The 16,948-nt window shown below is 67.4% G+C and carries 13 protein-coding genes and 2 riboswitches; of the genes, 9 read left to right on the top strand and 4 right to left on the bottom strand.

The genetic code is table 11. From position 1 onward, the window contains the following. Nucleotides 1-5 precede the first annotated feature (5 nt). From nadC to AB4070_RS05315, 4 genes are read right to left on the bottom strand one after another with little or no spacing between them, the layout of a single operon-like run. The gene (gene nadC, locus AB4070_RS05330; RefSeq protein WP_441979208.1) at nt 6-857 is read right to left on the bottom strand and encodes a carboxylating nicotinate-nucleotide diphosphorylase; all 852 of its coding nucleotides are present in this window, start codon (nt 855-857) and stop codon (nt 6-8) included. Beyond that, a complete protein-coding gene (gene nadB, locus AB4070_RS05325; RefSeq protein ID WP_441979207.1) occupies nt 857-2,398 on the bottom strand; it encodes an L-aspartate oxidase in 1,542 nt (513 codons plus the stop codon). The genes nadC and nadB overlap by 1 nt, the downstream gene beginning before the upstream one ends. Continuing rightward, entirely contained in the window at nt 2,395-3,732 is a 1,338-nt protein-coding gene (gene nadA / locus AB4070_RS05320) for a quinolinate synthase NadA (RefSeq protein WP_441979206.1), read from the bottom strand. The genes nadB and nadA overlap by 4 nt, the downstream gene beginning before the upstream one ends. Beyond that, complete coding sequence (locus tag AB4070_RS05315; RefSeq protein WP_441979205.1) at nt 3,729-4,445, bottom strand: NUDIX hydrolase; 717 nt, start codon at nt 4,443-4,445, stop codon at nt 3,729-3,731. Before AB4070_RS05315 ends, nadA begins: the two co-directional genes overlap by 4 nt. Before the next feature lie 268 nt (nt 4,446-4,713). On the opposite strand from AB4070_RS05315, the gene AB4070_RS05310 reads away from it, so the two are divergent. The 9 genes from AB4070_RS05310 to AB4070_RS05270 all read left to right on the top strand — a co-directional run bounded on the left by AB4070_RS05310 (nt 4,714) and on the right by AB4070_RS05270 (nt 16,923). Then, on the top strand, nt 4,714-6,402 hold the full coding sequence (locus AB4070_RS05310; RefSeq protein ID WP_441979204.1) for an ABC transporter substrate-binding protein: 1,689 nt from the start codon (nt 4,714-4,716) through the stop codon (nt 6,400-6,402). A gap of 42 nt (nt 6,403-6,444) precedes the next feature. Beyond that, the gene (locus tag AB4070_RS05305; protein ID WP_441979203.1) at nt 6,445-7,440 is read left to right on the top strand and encodes an ABC transporter permease; all 996 of its coding nucleotides are present in this window, start codon (nt 6,445-6,447) and stop codon (nt 7,438-7,440) included. Beyond that, a complete protein-coding gene (locus AB4070_RS05300) occupies nt 7,433-8,410 on the top strand; it encodes an ABC transporter permease (RefSeq protein ID WP_441979202.1) in 978 nt (325 codons plus the stop codon). Before AB4070_RS05305 ends, AB4070_RS05300 begins: the two co-directional genes overlap by 8 nt. Further along, a complete protein-coding gene (locus AB4070_RS05295) occupies nt 8,407-9,258 on the top strand; it encodes an ABC transporter ATP-binding protein (protein ID WP_441979201.1) in 852 nt (283 codons plus the stop codon). Before AB4070_RS05300 ends, AB4070_RS05295 begins: the two co-directional genes overlap by 4 nt. Next, entirely contained in the window at nt 9,255-10,127 is an 873-nt protein-coding gene (locus AB4070_RS05290) for an ABC transporter ATP-binding protein (RefSeq protein ID WP_441979200.1), read from the top strand. Before AB4070_RS05295 ends, AB4070_RS05290 begins: the two co-directional genes overlap by 4 nt. 184 nt (nt 10,128-10,311) lie before the next feature. Further along, nucleotides 10,312-10,406, top strand: a riboswitch (glycine riboswitch). 1 nt (nt 10,407) lies between these two features. After that, nucleotides 10,408-10,506, top strand: a riboswitch (glycine riboswitch). A gap of 54 nt (nt 10,507-10,560) precedes the next feature. Continuing rightward, nucleotides 10,561-11,763 carry a glycine cleavage system aminomethyltransferase GcvT gene (locus tag AB4070_RS05285; protein WP_441979199.1) on the top strand — a complete coding sequence of 401 codons (1,203 nt, stop codon included), beginning with the start codon at nt 10,561-10,563 and terminating at the stop codon, nt 11,761-11,763. Beyond that, the gene (gcvH, locus tag AB4070_RS05280; protein WP_441979198.1) at nt 11,760-12,137 is read left to right on the top strand and encodes a glycine cleavage system protein GcvH; all 378 of its coding nucleotides are present in this window, start codon (nt 11,760-11,762) and stop codon (nt 12,135-12,137) included. Before AB4070_RS05285 ends, gcvH begins: the two co-directional genes overlap by 4 nt. 61 nt (nt 12,138-12,198) lie before the next feature. After that, a complete protein-coding gene (gcvP, locus tag AB4070_RS05275; protein WP_441980544.1) occupies nt 12,199-15,051 on the top strand; it encodes an aminomethyl-transferring glycine dehydrogenase in 2,853 nt (950 codons plus the stop codon). A gap of 228 nt (nt 15,052-15,279) precedes the next feature. Beyond that, nucleotides 15,280-16,923 (top strand): peptide ABC transporter substrate-binding protein, encoded by a 1,644-nt coding sequence (locus tag AB4070_RS05270; protein WP_441979197.1) that lies wholly within the window; start codon nt 15,280-15,282, stop codon nt 16,921-16,923. Nucleotides 16,924-16,948: the final 25 nt, after the last annotated feature.

Here is a 16,948-nt window from a genome sequence, read left to right as displayed (position 1 = left end):
GACCGTCAGTCGATCCGCAGATCCAGGCCCAGGTCGAGCGCGCGGGCGGAATGCGTCAGAGCGCCGACCGAGATCACGTCGACGCCTGTGCGTGCGATATCACCGACCGTGTCGAGGGTGACACCGCCCGAGGCTTCGACGATGGCTCGATCGCCGATGAGGGCCACGCCTCGCTCCAGGTCGTCCAGCGAGAAGTTGTCGAGCAGCACGGTGTCCGCTCCACCGTCGAGGACGGCGTCGATCTGGTCGAGACGGTCGACCTCGACGACGACGTGGGTCGTGTGCGGGAGCTGCGACAGGGCGTCCCGCAGGGCGGCCGCGAGGTCGAGGCCGGAGCGTTTCAGCACCGCGAGGTGGTTGTCCTTCGCCATCACCGCGTCGGACAGGGAATGCCGGTGATTGCGGCCGCCGCCCGACTCGACGGCGTGACGCTCGAAGGCGCGCAGGCCGGGAGTGGTCTTGCGGGTGTCTGCGATCCGTGTCTCGGTGCCGTCGACGGCGGCGACATATGCGGCGGTGAGCGTGGCGATGCCGCTCATCCGCTGCGTGAAGTTCAAGGCGACGCGCTCCGCGGTCAGCACGCTGCGCGCCGCACCGGACACCGAGGCGAGGACGTCTCCTGCAACGAACTCATCACCGTCGCCGACGTGCAGATCCACCTGGACGGACGGGTCGGTGAGACGGAAGGCGGCGGCGAAGACCTCGCCTCCGCTGAACACCCCGGCCTCTCGCGCGACGAGGTCGGCGGTGGCCGTGGCGTCGGCGGGCAGCAGCGTGGTGCTCGTGAGGTCGCCCCACGGAGCGTCTTCCTCCAGTGCGGCGCCGACGACGCGGTGCAGTGTGGCGGGGGTCAGCATCAGACGGTCTCCAGGATCGATGAGGGTGTGGGTGACGAAGACGGGGCACCTGTCGCATCCGTGTCGACACGATGATGTGCTCCGACGGAAACGGTGCGCTTCAGAGCCGCCGCCGCCGTCGCCTGTGCGAGGAGCAGCAGGTTCGCATCCTCGTGCTCCGTCACGGTGGTGGGCGTGGTGGGCGTTGTGGGCGTGGTGGGGGCGGCAGCCCACCCCTGCAGCACGCCGAGCGCACGGGTGAGGCCCTCGCCCGTGCGCAGCAGGCCCACTTCAGCCCACATCAGCCGCTGCAGTGCGGAGCGCGTGAACCCCGGTTCGGGGTCAGCGAGGTTCGCGCCGAGGCTCACCTCGGGAGGGGTGTGCTCCCGTCCCGGAAGAGGCCAGGGCATCGTGAGCGCCGCCGCCGCACGAGCCCCGAAGACCGCGCCCTCGAGCAGGGAGTTCGATGCCAGCCGGTTGGCCCCGTGCACGCCCGTGCGGGCGACCTCTCCCACGGCGAAGAGCCCGGGCACCGTGGCGCGTCCGTCGAGGTCGGTGACGACACCGCCCATCAGGTAGTGCGCCGCCGGGGTCACGGGTATGGGGTTCTTCGCCCAGTCGAGGCCACGCTCTCTCGTGACACGGTCGATGGTCGGGAAGCGGAGCGCGAGCGTCCGGGCTCCGAGCATGGTGGCGTCGAGCCTGACGGGCGCAGCCTGAGTCGCGGCACGTCGTGCGATCGCCCGCGACACCACGTCCCGCGGCGCGAGCTCGCCGTCGGGGTGGCTGTCGAACACGAACCGGCGGCCACGGTCGTCCACGAGAATCGCGCCTTCACCGCGCACTGCCTCGGAGATGAGGAACGCCGGGCCGGAGGCGAGGACCGTGGGATGGAACTGGACGAATTCCAGGTCGGCGACCGCTGCACCTGCTCGAAGCGCGGCGGCGATGCCGTCTCCGGTTGTGCCCCCGGGGTTGGTGGTGTGTGCGTAGAGCTGGCCGGCACCCCCGGTGGCGAGGATCACGGCGTCGGCCTGGAGAATCGAGAGCACGCCGTCGCGACGGATTCGTGCACCGTGGACGACACCGTCGCCCTTCACGAGGTCGACCAGGAAAGCCCCGGTGAGAACAGGGATGCGCGCGCGATGTATGCAGTCGACGAGGGCCGCGGAGATCGCCGCCCCGGTGGCATCGCCGCCCGCATGCACGATGCGGGCGTGGCTGTGCGCCGCCTCGCGTCCGAGTCGTAGTGAGCCGTCGTCGTCTCGGTCGAAGCCGACACCCCGTGCGATCAGCTCGGCGATCCGCTCCGCGCCGCCGGTGACCAGCACTCGCACCGCGTCCGGATCGGACAGCCCGGCGCCCGCGATCTGCGTGTCGGCGGCATGCGACGACGGGGAGTCGCCCGGTCCGTATGCTCCGGCGACACCCCCCTGAGCGAGCTCGGTGCAGCCGTCGCCGAGGTCACCCTTGGTGATGATCGTCACGTCGTGTCCGGACTCGCGCGCGTGCAGCGCCGCGGTGAGCCCCGCGATGCCCGATCCGACGACGATGACCTTCATCGTGTGCCTGCGACCGCCGGGGGCTTCGCCGCGAGCATCCGTTCCAGCGCCACCCGAGCGGGGGCGGCGACATCGTCGGACACCGTGATGCGGTTCGGCGTGCGACCGGCCACCAGTTCCTCCAGCACCCACGCGAGATAGCCGGGATGGATGCGGTACATCGTCGAGCACGGGCACACCACGGGGTCGAGGCAGAAGATCTCGTGCTGCGGATACTGCGCCGCGAGCCGACGGACGAGGTTGATCTCGGTGCCGATCGCGAAGGTGGTCGGCTCGGTCGCCGTGTCGATCGCCCGGCGGATGTACTCGGTCGACCCTGCTTCGTCGGCGGCGTCGACGACCTCCATCGGACACTCGGGGTGCACGATCACGCGGACACCGGGGTGCTCGGCGCGCGCCTGGTCGATCTGGTCGACCGTGAAGCGTCGGTGCACGGAGCAGAACCCGTGCCACAGGATGACACGCGAGTCGAGCAAGTCCTCGGCAGAGGAGCCGCCCAGCGCTCGCCGCGGGTTCCACATGGGCATCTGATCGAGCGGCACTCCCATGGCCTTGGCGGTGTTGCGGCCCAGATGCTGGTCCGGGAAGAACAGGACCCGTCGCCCCCGCTCGAATGCCCACTCCAGCACGGTCAGAGCATTCGACGACGTGCACACGATTCCGCCGTGTCGCCCGACGAAGCCCTTGATCGCCGCCGAGGAGTTCATGTATGTCACGGGGATCACGGGCACGCGGCCGTCGGCGTCCGCGGCCTCGAGGTCTCCGAACACGTCTTCGAGCTGCTCCCAGCACTCCTCGACCTGGTCGATGTCGGCCATGTCGGCCATCGAGCACCCGGCAGCGAGGTTGGGGAGGATCACCGCCTGATCGGGCTGTGAGAGCAGATCGGCGGTCTCGGCCATGAAGTGCACACCGCAGAACACGATCGCCTCGGCATCGGCTCTGCCCTTCGCGGCCGTCGCCAGCTGGAACGAGTCCCCGACGTAGTCCGCGTGCTGCACGACCTCTTCGCGCTGATAGAAGTGCCCGAGGATCAGCACCCGGTCGCCGAGCGTGGCCTTCGCGGCCCGGATCCTCCCGTCGAGCTCCTCCTCCGACGCCTCGCGGTACTCGGAAGGCAGCTCACCCTGTCGCGGGGCACCGGTCGGGATGACGTCTCCCATCGATGAGCCAGGTCCGTATCCGGGCCGCGAGTCGAAGTCCCACGGTCCTGCGGCGAGATCCGTCGTGCACGTGGCGTCCGTGGACGCGCCGGTGACGATCGCCTGGATCGCATGGTCGACGGAGGGGTCCAGCGGCGGTACGGCGGGAGCGGGGACGAAGGTGATGCTCATCGGATGCTCGTTTCCTCTGGTCGGAGCGGGCCGCGATCGGCGAGCTCGATATCGGTGTTGTCGCGGTACAGACGTGCGGGCCGGTGGCTTCCGGTGCGGAACCGGTCGGTCGGGAGCAGATTGCCCGCCGCTTCCACCTGGCGACGGAAGTTGGCGGGGTCGAGGGTGCGTCCGAGGATCGATTCGTAGGCTTCGCGCAGCTCGGCGAGCGTGAACTCGGCGGGGAGGAACCCCTGTGCGACCCGGCTGTACCCCACCTTGTTCCGCAGTCGCCACAACGCGTACTCGACGATCCGGTCATGGTCGAACGCGAGGTCCGGCAGGTCGTCGATGTCGAACCAGCGCACGTTCTCGGGATTGTGCCCGGCTGCGCGGTGTGCGGCGCTCTGCGTGGTCACCTCGTCCTGCCGCAACAGGGCCCAGTACACGATGGAGACCACCCGCGTGGGGGAGCGGTCGACCGCGCCGAAGGCATAGAGCTGCTCGAGGTAGCTCGGGGCGAGTCCCGTCGTCTCGGCGAGGGTGCGGGCCGCGGCGTCGACGGGAGACTCCGTCGAGGTGAGCCAACCTCCGGGGAGTGCCCACTGGCCGGCGAAAGGCTCGCGCGTGCGCAGCACGAGCGGCAGGGAGAGCACCGCCCGTCCGTCGTCGGTCCTGCGCAGCGTCAGGATCACCGTCGAGACGGCGACCCGGATGTCACCGCTTTGAGTCATTCGCACCTTAACCTCCGAGGACGATCTTAGTGTCATCGGGACTCTTAGTGGTCCTCCATGACGAGGATTCCGCCCGAGTCCGAAACGTTATCTGGGGAGCGCGAGGAGGCTTGTCCGCGAGGACGGGGTTTGTTAGGTTACTGTCCTAACAAACCCCTTCGGGAGTGGCCGCCGGTCGTCTCCCCGGGCCCGAGAACCCCACCTCCGGGGTTCTGCTCCATCCGGAGCGATCCCTCCTGCAGTGCAGCACCGAGAGGAAACAAGAGAAATGATCCGTAACGGAAGGCGCAAGATCGCGCTCACCGCGATTGCCGGAGCATCCGTCCTCGCCCTGGGCCTCACCGCCTGTGGCGGCGGTAGCGACAGTGGCAATGCCGATGGCGACAAGGCCCTGCGTGTCTGGGCCGGCAGCCAGACCCCCATCGCCGCGAACTACAACCCGTTCGCACCGACCGTGCTCCACGGCGCGCTCGGACCGATCTACGAGCCGCTGTTCTTCTACAACAAGACCGCGGACTCCGAGCCGGTCGGCTTGATCGGCGACTCGTTCGAATACAACGAGGACGGCACGGTGATCACGGTCACCATCAAGCCCGACCTCAAGTGGAGCGACGGCGAGCCCCTGACCGCCAAGGACGTCGCGTTCTCGTTCAACTACGAGGCCAACAACCCCGAGGGCAACGGTCTGATCTCCGCCGAGGCCACGGACGACACCACCGCCGTGCTGACGTACGCGTCCGCGCAGTACACGACCGAGTTCCAGCGGATGGGGTCGAGCTACATCCTCCCCGAGCACGTCTGGAAGGACGTCAAGGACTTCGCCAACTTCACGAACGAAGAGCCCGTCGGATCCGGCCCCTACGTCGTCGACAAGACCACGAGCGAGTCCTACACCCTCGTCGCGAACAAGAACTACCGCGACGCCGACAAGCTCGGCGTCAAGAAGGTCCAGTACATCGCGGTCGACAACAACCAGACCGCACAGGACCTGCTCGCCGCCGGCAAGCTCGACTGGACCGGCATGTTCATCCCCAACCCGGATGACGTGACCGGCAACGGCAAGATCGACTGGATCAACACCCCGCAGGACCCGACGGTGCTCTACACCTGCTCCAACGCGGAACTGGGCTGCACCGGCCCGCAGACCGACGTCGCGGTGCGTCAGGCGCTCAACGTGGCGATCGACCGCGGGATCATCAAGGACAAGGCGTTCGTCGGCCTCACGGGTGATATCTCGCCGGCATTCACACTGCTGCCGCGCGACGAGAAGTGGCTCGCCGACCCGGCCAACGAGGTCAGCCCGCAGGAGGCGAACGTTGCCGAGGCCGGTTCGATCCTCGAGGCCGCCGGCTACACCAAGGGTTCCAGCGGCATCTACGAGAAGGGCGGGGTTCCGCTCGAGCTCACGCTCACCTCGGTCGACGGCTGGACCGACTACAACGACGCCGCGAAGCTGATCGCCGAGCAGGCCGAGGCCGCAGGCATCAAGGTCACGGCATCGACGGTGCAGTGGCAGGAATTCTCCGACTCCCGTCAGGGTGGCGAGTTCCAGCTCATCATGGGTGGCGTGATCGGCACCTCGGTCGCCGATCCGTTCCAGATCTACCGCGACTGGTTCGGCGGCACCGCCGTCGAGTCGACCAGCCCGGTCGGTACCGAGATCCCCGCGGGCCGCTGGAACTTCAGCCGCTACAGCAACCCGGTCGTCGACACGGCGATCCAGTCGGCGATCAGCACGAACGACGAAGCGACGAAGAAGGAGCTGTACGCGACGATCCAGACCGAGATCGTGCGTGACCTGCCCTACATCCCGCTCGTCATCAATGCGACGCAGACCTTCTACAACACGAAGGACTACACGGGCTGGCCGACGGAGGAAGACCTCTACGCCTTCCCGCCGTCCTGGGGTGCGATCGCGGCAGGCTACGTCCTGACGCAGCTCCAGCCGGTCAAGTAACACGAGAGGAGTCGGGGAAGAAGGAAGTCAGGAATCAGTGACATGAAGTTCTATGCACGAAGAATCGGGTTCTACGCGTTCACGCTCTGGGCCGCGATATCCATCAACTTCTTTCTTCCCCGGCTCATGCCCGGAGACCCCGCCGACATCATGATCGCCAAGATGCAGCGGGCAGGCGGTGACGTCTCAGAGACGACCATCCGCAACATCAGGCTCCTGCTCGGCGGCGACGACTCCTCGCTGTGGGATCAGTACCTCGCGTACTGGGGGCGGATGTTCCAGGGCGATCTCGGTATCTCGGTGACGAAGTTCCCGACTCCGGTGACGGAGCTCATCGCCGGAGCGCTGCCGTGGACGCTCGTCCTGGTCGGCACGGCGACGATCATCTCCTTCGTCCTCGGCGTCGTGCTCGGCGCCTGGGCCGGCTGGAAGCGCGGTACCTGGGTCGACCATCTGATCCCTGCCACGACCGTGCTGCAGTCCATCCCGTACTTCTGGATGGCGCTGATCCTGGTGGCCGTGTTCGCGGTCGGCCTCGGTTGGTTCCCCATCTTCGGCGGCTACGACGTGTTCGACTTCCCCGACGGCCCCGAGCCGACGTGGGCCTTCTTCAGCGATGCCGTCGCTCACGCCATCCTTCCCGCCGTGACGATCGTCATCAGCTCGGTCGGCGGCTGGATGTTCGGCATGCGCAACATGATGGTCTCGACGCTCGCCGAGGACTATGTGCTCACGGCCGAGGCGAAGGGCCTGCGTCCGCGCCGGGTGCTCACCACCTACGCCGCAAGGAACGCCGCGATCCCCTCGATCGCGGGCTTCTCGATCACGCTCGGTTTCGTGGTGGCCGGCTCCATCGTCATGGAGCAGGTGTTCACCTACCCCGGCATCGGCAAGCTGATGTTCCAGGCCGTGACCAACAACGACTACGCGTTGATGCAGGGGCTGTTCCTCGTCATCACGCTCACGGTGCTCGCCGCCAACTTCATCATGGACCTCGTCTATGGCTTCATCGACCCGAGGGCTCGCCAGAATGTCTGACACGAAGAACCCGCTCCTGACACAGGAGCCGCCCGTGACCGCCCCGGCCAGCACGATCTCGCTGGCGACGCAGCAGGGACGCAAGCGCCGCCGCATCCTGCCCAGCACCTCGCCGAAGTTCATCGTGGGTGTGTGCATCGTGCTGGCGATCGTGCTGTTCGCGATCATCGCGCCGATCTTCGCCCAGAACCCGCGGAGCACGGCCAACCCTGCGCTCCAGCCGCCGTCGGCGGAGCACTGGCTCGGCACGACCAAGCTCGGCAACGACATGTTCGCCCAACTCGCGACCGGTGCCCAGGGCTCACTGCTCATCGGCGTGACGGCCGGCAGCATCGCGATCGTCCTCTCCCTCCTGTTCGGCGTGCTCGCCGGCTACCTGGGCGGATGGCGCGAAGACGGGCTCGCCCTGCTCACGAACGTCATGATCGTGATCCCGGGCCTGCCGCTGGTGATGGTCATCGCCTCGTTCGTCCCGCAGCGGAGCTGGCAGCTCGTCGCGTTCGTGCTCGGCATCACCTCCTGGGCCGGGGCGGCGTACGTGCTCCGGCTGCAGACGCGCTCGCTTCGAACACGCGACTACGTCTACGCCTCGAAGGTCGCGGGCGAGCGGTCGTTCCGGGTGATCCTCGTCGAGATCATGCCGAACCTGCTGCCGTTGCTCGCAGCGCAGTTCCTCTTCGCGATCATCTTCGCGATCCTCGGCGAGGCGGGTCTGTCGTACCTGGGTCTCGGACCCAACTCGTCCATCACCTGGGGCTCGATCCTCAACGACGCGCAGTCGGGGCAGGCCCTCGGGCGCGGAGCCTGGTGGTGGTTCGTCCCGCCGGGACTCATGATCGCGCTCCTCGGCGCCGGCCTGTCCCTGATCAACTTCGCCATCGACGAGGTCATCAACCCGAAGCTGCGCAATGCGCCCGAAGCCGCGCGCCGCGTGCGCAAGGCCGCCAAGACCAAGGGAGTCACCGCATGAGCGAGCCGGTCCTGACGGCGCGTAACGTGTCGATCGAGTATGAGGTGGATCCGCCGGTGAAGGCGGTGCGGGACGTCTCCCTGACCCTGAACCGTGGGGAGATCCTGGGTCTCGCCGGGGAGTCCGGCTGCGGGAAGACGACTCTCGCGTACGGGATGAATCGGTTGTTGAAGGCTCCGGCGTTGATGACGGGCGGGGAGATCGTGTTCCATGATCGGGACGGTCATGACATCGACATCGTGGGCCTGGACGGCGAAGGCCTCCGGGCGTTCCGGTGGGACAAGATCTCGATGGTGTTCCAGGGCGCGATGAACTCGTTGAATCCGGTGATCAGTGTGAAGGCGCAGATCTTCGACATCTTCGATACCCATCGTCCCGGCATGAGCAAGAAGGCGAAGACGGCGCGGGCGGAGGAACTGCTCACCCTGGTGGGTGTCGATCCGTCTCGGTTGACGAGTTTCCCGCACGAGCTGTCGGGCGGGATGCGTCAGCGGATGATGATCGCGATGGCTCTCGCGTTGGATCCGCAGGTGATGATCATGGACGAGCCGACCACCGCGTTGGATGTGGTGGTGCAGCGGGGCATCATCCGGGAGATCATGCGGTTGCGGGAGAAGTTGGGCTTCGCGGTGATCTTCATCACGCATGATCTGCCGATGTTGATCGAGATCAGTGATCGGATCGCGATCATGCTGCAGGGGCAGATCGTGGAGGAGGGGACGGCGGAGGAGATCTACCGCTCCCCGCAGCACGAGTACACGAAGCGGTTGTTGTCGAGTTTCCCGTCGTTGAAGGGCGAGCGCGGCGATTTCGTGCGTACCGGTGTGAGCCAGGAGGGCGTCCGATGACGAACACGAACTCGAACTCGAACACTGCCGAGCCGGAGACGGCGAGGCTGGAGGCGCGGAACCTGGTGAAGGACTTCCACCTGCGCTCCGGGTTCAAGACGAGCGTCCTGCATGCGGTGAAGGATGTGTCGTTCACGATCGAGGCCGGGAAGACGGTCGCTCTGGTGGGGGAGTCGGGGTCGGGCAAGTCGACGATCGCGCGGATGCTGATGAAGCTGGAGACCCCCACCAGTGGGGAGATCCTGTTGGACGGGGAGCCCTCCGGGGCGCGGGGGCGGGCGTTGGAGCGCTATCGCGCGGATGTGCAGATGGTGTTCCAGGATCCGTTCGCGTCGTTGAACCCGTTCCACACGATCGTGCATCATCTGGAGCGTCCGATTCGTCTGCATCACCCGAAGCTCTCCAGTGCGCAGGTGCGTGCCAGGGCGGTGGAGTTGTTGGAGCGGGTGCGGTTGAGTCCGGGGGAGTCGTTCGCGGAGCGTCGCCCGCACGAGCTGTCCGGCGGGCAGCGGCAGCGGGTCGCGATCGCACGGGCTCTGGCCCCGGGGGCGCGGTTCATCGTCGCCGACGAGCCGGTATCGATGCTCGACGTGTCGATCCGGTTGGGCGTCCTCAACCTGCTGGCGGATCTGCAGCGGGAGGAGAACCTGGGCGTGTTGTACATCACGCACGACCTGGCCACGGCCCGGCATTTCTCCGATGAGATCATGGTGCTCTACAAGGGTGATGTCGTCGAGCGGGGCCCCGCAGACGAGGTCATCCTCAACCCGCAACACGAATACACCAAGACCCTCCTCGGCGCGGCACCCGAGCCCGAGAACCTCGGCCGCCTCCGCGACGAAGTCCGCACCGAACTCGGCATCGCCTGAACAGACGCACCGCCTGATAGACGCACCGCCTGAGCAACCGCTCGGATCACGCTCCGGTCGCACTCTCTGTCCCCCCGACTCGTTCGAGTCGACAGAAAGTGCGACCGGAGCTTCGTGTTCTCCGGCGGGGCTCGCAGCGCGGACAGCACCGGCTAGACTGAACGCACAACTGAAGACAGGCCGAATGACCCACGCGGGAGAGCCCCGGCGAACGCAGCCGGGCACCGAAGGAGCAAGCCTCCCCGCCAATCTCTCAGGTACGCGTACCGCGCGGTTCCGGCCACTCTGAAAAGCGATCCGTCTCGTGTGCGGGTCCGCCGACGGTGAAAGCCCCGCCTCCGTGCACGGGTGAAGCTCTCAGGCCCATGACAGAGGGGGAGTTCCGAGGAACAGCGATGCCGCCGTTCCGCCCGACACAGCCCGGGAGAACTCCATGTCCGACCCCCGCTACACCCCGCTGCGCGAACGCCATGAGGCCCTCGGCGCGTCGTTCACCGACTTCGGCGGCTGGCAGATGCCGGTGCGCTACACCTCCGACCTCGCCGAGCACCACGCCGTGCGCCAGAGCGCGGGCATCTTCGACATCTCGCACATGGCCGAGTTCCTCGTGACAGGGGAGGCCGCAGCAGCCTTCCTCGACTACGCACTGGCCGGACGTATCTCCGCGATGCCGATCGGCAAGGCGAAGTACTCCCTGATGCTCTCCGAGGACGGCGGCATCGTCGACGACGTCATCGCGTACCGGCTGGCCGAGGACCGCTATCTCGTGATCGCGAACGCCGGCAACCGGGGCTTCGTCGACTCGGCATTCGCGAAGCGCGTCCGTGATTTCCCGTCCCTCATCGAGCGCGATCTGCCCGATCGAGCGCCGGGCGAGGAGCGCAGCTTCGCGGGATTCCTCGGCGATCGCGGAGTCGACGTCGAAGACGTCTCCGACGACTACGCCCTCATCGCCGTGCAGGGGCCGAACGCCGAGGCGATCCTGGCCGCGACCGCTGACATCACCGACCTGAGCGTTCCCTGGTCCGAGCAGAAGTACTACGCCTGGGCATCCGCGGAGTACCAGGGCAAACCGCTCCTCCTGGCGCGCACCGGCTACACGGGCGAGGATGGCTTCGAGCTGCTGGTCGCCACCGACAGCGCCGCGTCGCTCTGGGACGCCCTGCTCGAGGCCGGCTCACCGCACGGACTCGTCCCCGCCGGTCTCGCCGCGCGCGACACCCTTCGGCTCGAGGCGGGGATGCCTCTCTACGGGCATGAACTGAGCCTCGACACCCGCCCCTCGCAGGCCGGCCTCGGCCGTGTCGTGGTGACCGCGAAGGAGCGCTTCGTCGGCAAGGAGGCGCTCTCGTCCTTCGAGGACTCGACCGAGGCATCGGAAGCACCGGTCCTGGTCGGCCTCGTCGCCGAGGGCAAGCGCGCAGGACGCGCCGGGTACGCCGTCGTCGACGAGGACGGATCCGTGCTCGGAGAGATCACGAGCGGCGCTCTCAGCCCCACTCTCGGCCACCCGATCGCGATGGCCTACGTGACCCCATCTTCCGTGGAAGAGGGAACCGCAGTATTCCTTGACGTGCGGGGAACCAAGATTCCCGCGACCGTGACCGCCCTGCCTTTCTATCGGAGGACCAAATGACCGACCTCGCCGCACTCCACTACACCGAAGAGCACGAGTGGATCGCCGCCGACGGCGACACCGTGACCATCGGCATCACCGACTACGCCGCCGAGAAGCTGGGAGACGTCGTCTTCGTCGAGCTCCCCGCCGTGGGCACCGAGGTGACCGCAGGTGCGGTCGTCGGCGAGATCGAGTCGACGAAGTCGGTCGGCGAGCTCTACGCACCGGTCTCCGGAACCGTCGTCGAGATCAACGACGCGGCCGTCGACGATCCGTCGCTGGTCAACGCCGCCCCCTTCGAGGGCGGCTGGCTGCTCAAGGTCTCCGTCGCAACCGGCGCGCTGGACGGACTGCTCGACCGCGACGCGTACGTCGCACTCACGGAGGGCTGATTCGCCAGTGGTCACTTTCGCCGATCGTCACATCGGACCCACGGATGCCGCGCAGCGCACCATGCTCGCGGCGCTCGGTCTCGACACCAACGGGGCCGACGGCGCGCTGAGCCCGGTCGAGGCGCTCATGCGCCAGGCCGTGCCCGCGTCGATCTACACCGGTCCCTCCTCGGGCGCGGGCGACGCGCCCTCGAGGATCCCGTCCGCGGCGAGCGAGACCGAGGCTCTCGCCGAGCTGCGAGTGCTCGCCTCGCGCAACACCGTGAACCGACCGATGATCGGCCTGGGATACTACGGCACCATCACGCCGCAGGTGATCCAGCGGAACGTGCTGGAGAACCCGTCGTGGTACACGGCCTACACGCCGTACCAGCCGGAGATCTCCCAGGGGCGTCTGGAGGCGCTCATCAACTTCCAGACCATGGTCTCGGAGCTCACCGGGCTCACGACGGCCAACGCGTCCATGCTCGACGAGTCGACCGCGGTGGTCGAGGCGATGCTGCTCTCGCGGCGCGCGTCGAAGTCGGCGTCGACCGTGTTCGCGGTGGACGCGGATGCGCTTCCGCAGACCAAGGCGATGCTCGCCACGCGCGCGGAAGCTCTCGGTATCGACATCGTCACGGTCGATTTCGCCGCGGGTGAGGAGCTGCCCTCCGACCTGTTCGGTGTCTTCGTGCAGTACCCCGGCGCTTCCGGACGCGTCTGGGATCCGTCCGCCGTGTTCGACGCCGCGCACCTCTCCGGCGCTCTCGCTGTCGCGGCCGCCGACCTGCTCGCTCTCACGCTGATCGCTTCTCCCGGTTCGCTCGGCGCCGACGTGGCGGTCGGCACGACCCAGCGCTTCGGCGTGCCGATGGGCTTCGGTGGTCCGCACGCCGGCTACATGGCCGTCCGCTCCGGCCTCGAGCGTCAGCTCCCCGGTCGCCTCGTCGGAGTGTCGGTCGACGCCGACGGCAAGCCCGCTTACCGGCTCTCACTGCAGACGCGGGAGCAGCACATCCGCCGTGAGAAGGCCACCTCGAACATCTGCACCGCCCAGGTGCTGCTCGCGGTCATGGCGTCGATGTACGCCGTCTACCACGGTCCGGACGGGCTGCGGGAGATCGCGACCCAGACCACGGCGAAGGCGGCGCTGCTGCGTGACTGGCTGACCGAGGCAGGGGTGGAGGTCGTGCACGCGGACTTCTTCGACACCCTGCAGGTGCGCGTCCCCGGTCGTGCGGCAGAGTTCGCCGCGCGTGCCCACGATGATCACGGGATCCTGCTGCACGTCGCCGACGCCGACACGGTCGGCATCGCCGTCGACGAGACCACGACCCTCGGCGAACTGCACCACGTCACGGCTGTCTTCGGCGGCAAGAACGACCGCGCGTTCGGCATGTTCGGTGGGGACAAGCTGCGGGGACTGCCGGAAGACCTGCTCCGTCAGGACGAGTACCTCACGCACCCGGTGTTCCACTCCCACCGCTCGGAGACCGCCATGATGCGGTACCTCAAGAGCCTGTCCGACCGGGACTACGCCCTCGATCGCGGCATGATCCCGCTGGGCTCGTGCACCATGAAGCTCAATGCGGCCACCGAGATGGCGGCGATCACCTGGCCGGAGTTCGCAGGGATCCACCCGTTCGCTCCCGCCGCCGATGTGCAGGGCTACCTCGAGCTCATCGATCAGCTCGAGGGCTGGCTCGCGGAGGTCACCGGCTACGACGCGGTGTCCTTGCAGCCGAACGCCGGTTCGCAGGGCGAGCTGGCCGGCCTCCTCGCCATCCGCGGATACCACCACGCGAACGGCGACACCCACCGCACCGTCTGCCTCATCCCGTCCTCGGCTCACGGCACGAATGCGGCCTCGGCCGTGCTCGCCGGCATGAAGGTCGTCGTGGTGGCGACGGACGAGCTCGGCAACGTCGATCTCGACGACCTGCGGGCGAAGATCGCCCAGCACGCCGACGACCTGTCGGCCCTGATGATCACCTACCCCTCGACGCACGGTGTGTACGAGGAGCAGGTCGTCGAGATCACGGCCGCCGTGCACGATGCGGGCGGCCAGGTGTACGTCGACGGGGCCAACCTCAACGCGCTGCTCGGCTACGCGCGCTTCGGCGACCTGGGAGGCGACGTCTCGCACCTCAACCTGCACAAGACGTTCGCCATCCCGCACGGTGGGGGAGGTCCTGGCATCGGCCCGGTGGCGGCGAAGTCGCACCTCGCCCCGTTCCTTCCCTCGCATCCCCTCGCCCAGCGCGCCGAGCACTTCGGTGGATACACGTTCGGTGGCGGGGTGATCTCGGCCGCTCCCTACGGATCCGCGGGGATCCTGCCGATCTCGTGGGCATATGTCCGCATGATGGGCGCCGACGGTCTGCGCCGCGCCACCGCGGCAGCCGTGCTCTCCGCGAACTACATCGCCGAGCGGCTGGGCGGCCACTTCCCGGTGCTCTACACGGGTGAGAACGGTCGCGTCGCGCACGAGTGCATCCTCGACCTGCGTCCGCTCAAGGAAGCGACCGGAATCACCGTCGACGACGTCGCCAAGCGTCTCATCGACTACGGCTTCCACGCACCGACGATGTCGTTCCCCGTGGCGGGCACGCTCATGGTTGAACCGACGGAATCGGAGGACCTCGACGAGATCGAGCGCTTCATCGAGGCCATGGTCATGATCAAGGCCGAGGCGGAGGCCGTGGCGGCGGGACGCTGGCCCGCGGACGACAATCCTCTGGTGCACGCGCCGCACACGGCGGTGTCGCTCATCGCCGGGGAGTGGGAGCATCCCTACACGCGGGAGGAAGCCGCCTACCCCGTCCATGCGCTCGTCGCAGGCAAGTACTGGCCGCCGGTGCGTCGCATCGACCAGGCGTACGGCGACCGGAACCTCGTGTGCGCCTGCCCGCCGGTGGAGGCCTTCGCCTGAGCCCGTGCGCATCTGAGCAGACGGTGTCGCGCTTCCGTGCGGAAGTGCGACACCGTCTTTCGTTTCCCGGTGTTTCCCGGTGTTTCGGGGGTGTTACGGATGGTCACCACTCAGTAACAGTTCGTTAGCTGAGCGCGGCGGTTCCGGAGACGGCGGGTTACGCTCAGGTATCCCTGCGTGCTCGATGGTGAGCGCGCAGACTCAGCACTGTCCACAGGAGGACGAAAAGTGAAACGAAACAGGATTGCCCTCGCGGGCAGCGCTCTGCTCGTGGTCGGCGCCCTGGCGCTGGCCGGTTGCGCAGGCGGGAACGACTCCGGCGATGAGGGCTCCAAGGGCTCGGCATCGGCGATCATCTCGGCGAACGGAGGCGAGCCGGAGAACGCGCTGATCCCGACCAACACGAACGAGGTCAACGGCGGCAAGATTCTCGACTCCGTCTTCGCAGGTCTCGCCTTCTACGACGGCGACGGTGCCCTCGTCAACGACATGGCCGAGTCGATCACGGTCGACGCACCGAACAAGGTCACGGTGAAGCTGAAGGAGGGCAACAAGTTCACCAACGGTGAAGACGTCGTCGCCCACAACTTCATCGACGCGTGGAACTACGGTGCGCAGCTCTCCAACGCGCAGCTGAACCAGTCCTGGTTCGCCGACATCGTCGGCTTCAACGCCGACGCGGACTCCGAGCTCACCGGTCTCACCGAGGTCGACGACCAGACCTTCACGATCGACCTGAGCAGCGACGTCGCCTCCGACTTCGTGACCCGCCTCGGCTACTCGGCGTTCTACCCGCTGCCCGATGTCGCGTTCGAGGACATGGACGCCTTCGGTGAGAACCCGATCGGCAACGGTCCGTACATGCTCGCCAAGGAGGGAGCATGGCAGCACGACGTCCAGATCGACCTCGTCAAGAACGACGACTACAAGGGTGAGCGCGTCGCCCAGAACGGCGGCCTGACGCTGAAGTTCTACACGGCTCCCGAGGGTGCGTACGCCGACCTGCTCGGCGGCAACATCGACGTCATCGACCAGATCCCCGAGGCTTCCCTCGCGGTGTTCGAGGACGAGCTCGGCGAGCGCGCGACCAACCAGCCTGCGGCCATCTTCCAGTCGTTCACCATCGGTGGGCAGCTCCCGCACTTCTCGGGCGAAGAGGGCACCCTGCGCCGCCAGGCCATCTCGCTGGCGATCAACCGCGACGAGATCACGAGCAAGATCTTCGCCGACACCCGCACCCCGGCGAGCGACTTCACGACGCCCGTCATCGACGGCTGGAGCGACAGCGTTCCCGGTTCCGACGTCCTGAAGTACGACCCGGAGAAGGCCAAGGAACTGTGGGCGAAGGCTGACGCCATCTCCCCGTGGTCCGGAACCTTCCAGATCGCGTACAACTCCGACGGTGGACACCAGGTGTGGGTCGACGCGGTCTCGAACTCCCTGAAGAACACGCTCGGTATCGAGGCGTCGGGCGCACCGTACGTCGACCTCGCCACGCTCCGCGCAGCGGTCAACGCACGGGACGACGCCGGCAAGCGCACGATCCAGACGGCGAACCGCTCCGGATGGCAGGGCGACTACCCCGCCGTCTACAACTTCCTGCAGCCGCTCTACGGCACGGGTGCATCGTCGAACGACGGTGACTACTCGAACCCCGAGGTGGACTCTCTGCTCGCAGAGGGTGCAGCGGCCACGAGCGCGGACGACGCGAACGCGGCTTACGAGAAGGTCCAGGAGATCCTGTTCAACGACCTCCCGGTCATCCCGCTCTGGTACCAGAACTCGATCGGTGGCTTCGGCGACTCGGTCGACAACGTCACCGTCGGCTGGAACTCTGTTCCGCTCTACTACGAGATCACCAAGGCCGAGTAGGCCCTTGGAGTGAACGGCAGCGAGG

Origin of the sequence: Microbacterium sp. 2RAF4 (assembly GCF_052115285.1) — a bacterium.
In the GTDB taxonomy this organism is placed as follows: domain Bacteria; phylum Actinomycetota; class Actinomycetes; order Actinomycetales; family Microbacteriaceae; genus Microbacterium; species Microbacterium oxydans.
This window is presented reverse-complemented; position numbering and strand designations above follow the sequence as displayed.

Bases quoted from the DNA above. Each gene is read 5' to 3' on its own strand.
- nadC (WP_441979208.1), bottom strand. From the start codon at position 857: ATGCTGACCCCCGCCACACTGCACCGCGTCGTCGGCGCCGCACTGGAG.
- nadB (WP_441979207.1), bottom strand. From the start codon at position 2,398: ATGAAGGTCATCGTCGTCGGATCGGGCATCGCGGGGCTCACCGCGGCG.
- nadA (WP_441979206.1), bottom strand. From the start codon at position 3,732: ATGAGCATCACCTTCGTCCCCGCTCCCGCCGTACCGCCGCTGGACCCC.
- AB4070_RS05315 (WP_441979205.1), bottom strand. From the start codon at position 4,445: ATGACTCAAAGCGGTGACATCCGGGTCGCCGTCTCGACGGTGATCCTG.
- AB4070_RS05310 (WP_441979204.1), top strand. From the start codon at position 4,714: ATGATCCGTAACGGAAGGCGCAAGATCGCGCTCACCGCGATTGCCGGA.
- AB4070_RS05305 (WP_441979203.1), top strand. From the start codon at position 6,445: ATGAAGTTCTATGCACGAAGAATCGGGTTCTACGCGTTCACGCTCTGG.
- AB4070_RS05300 (WP_441979202.1), top strand. From the start codon at position 7,433: ATGTCTGACACGAAGAACCCGCTCCTGACACAGGAGCCGCCCGTGACC.
- AB4070_RS05295 (WP_441979201.1), top strand. From the start codon at position 8,407: ATGAGCGAGCCGGTCCTGACGGCGCGTAACGTGTCGATCGAGTATGAG.
- AB4070_RS05290 (WP_441979200.1), top strand. From the start codon at position 9,255: ATGACGAACACGAACTCGAACTCGAACACTGCCGAGCCGGAGACGGCG.
- AB4070_RS05285 (WP_441979199.1), top strand. From the start codon at position 10,561: ATGTCCGACCCCCGCTACACCCCGCTGCGCGAACGCCATGAGGCCCTC.
- gcvH (WP_441979198.1), top strand. From the start codon at position 11,760: ATGACCGACCTCGCCGCACTCCACTACACCGAAGAGCACGAGTGGATC.
- gcvP (WP_441980544.1), top strand. From the start codon at position 12,199: ATGCTCGCGGCGCTCGGTCTCGACACCAACGGGGCCGACGGCGCGCTG.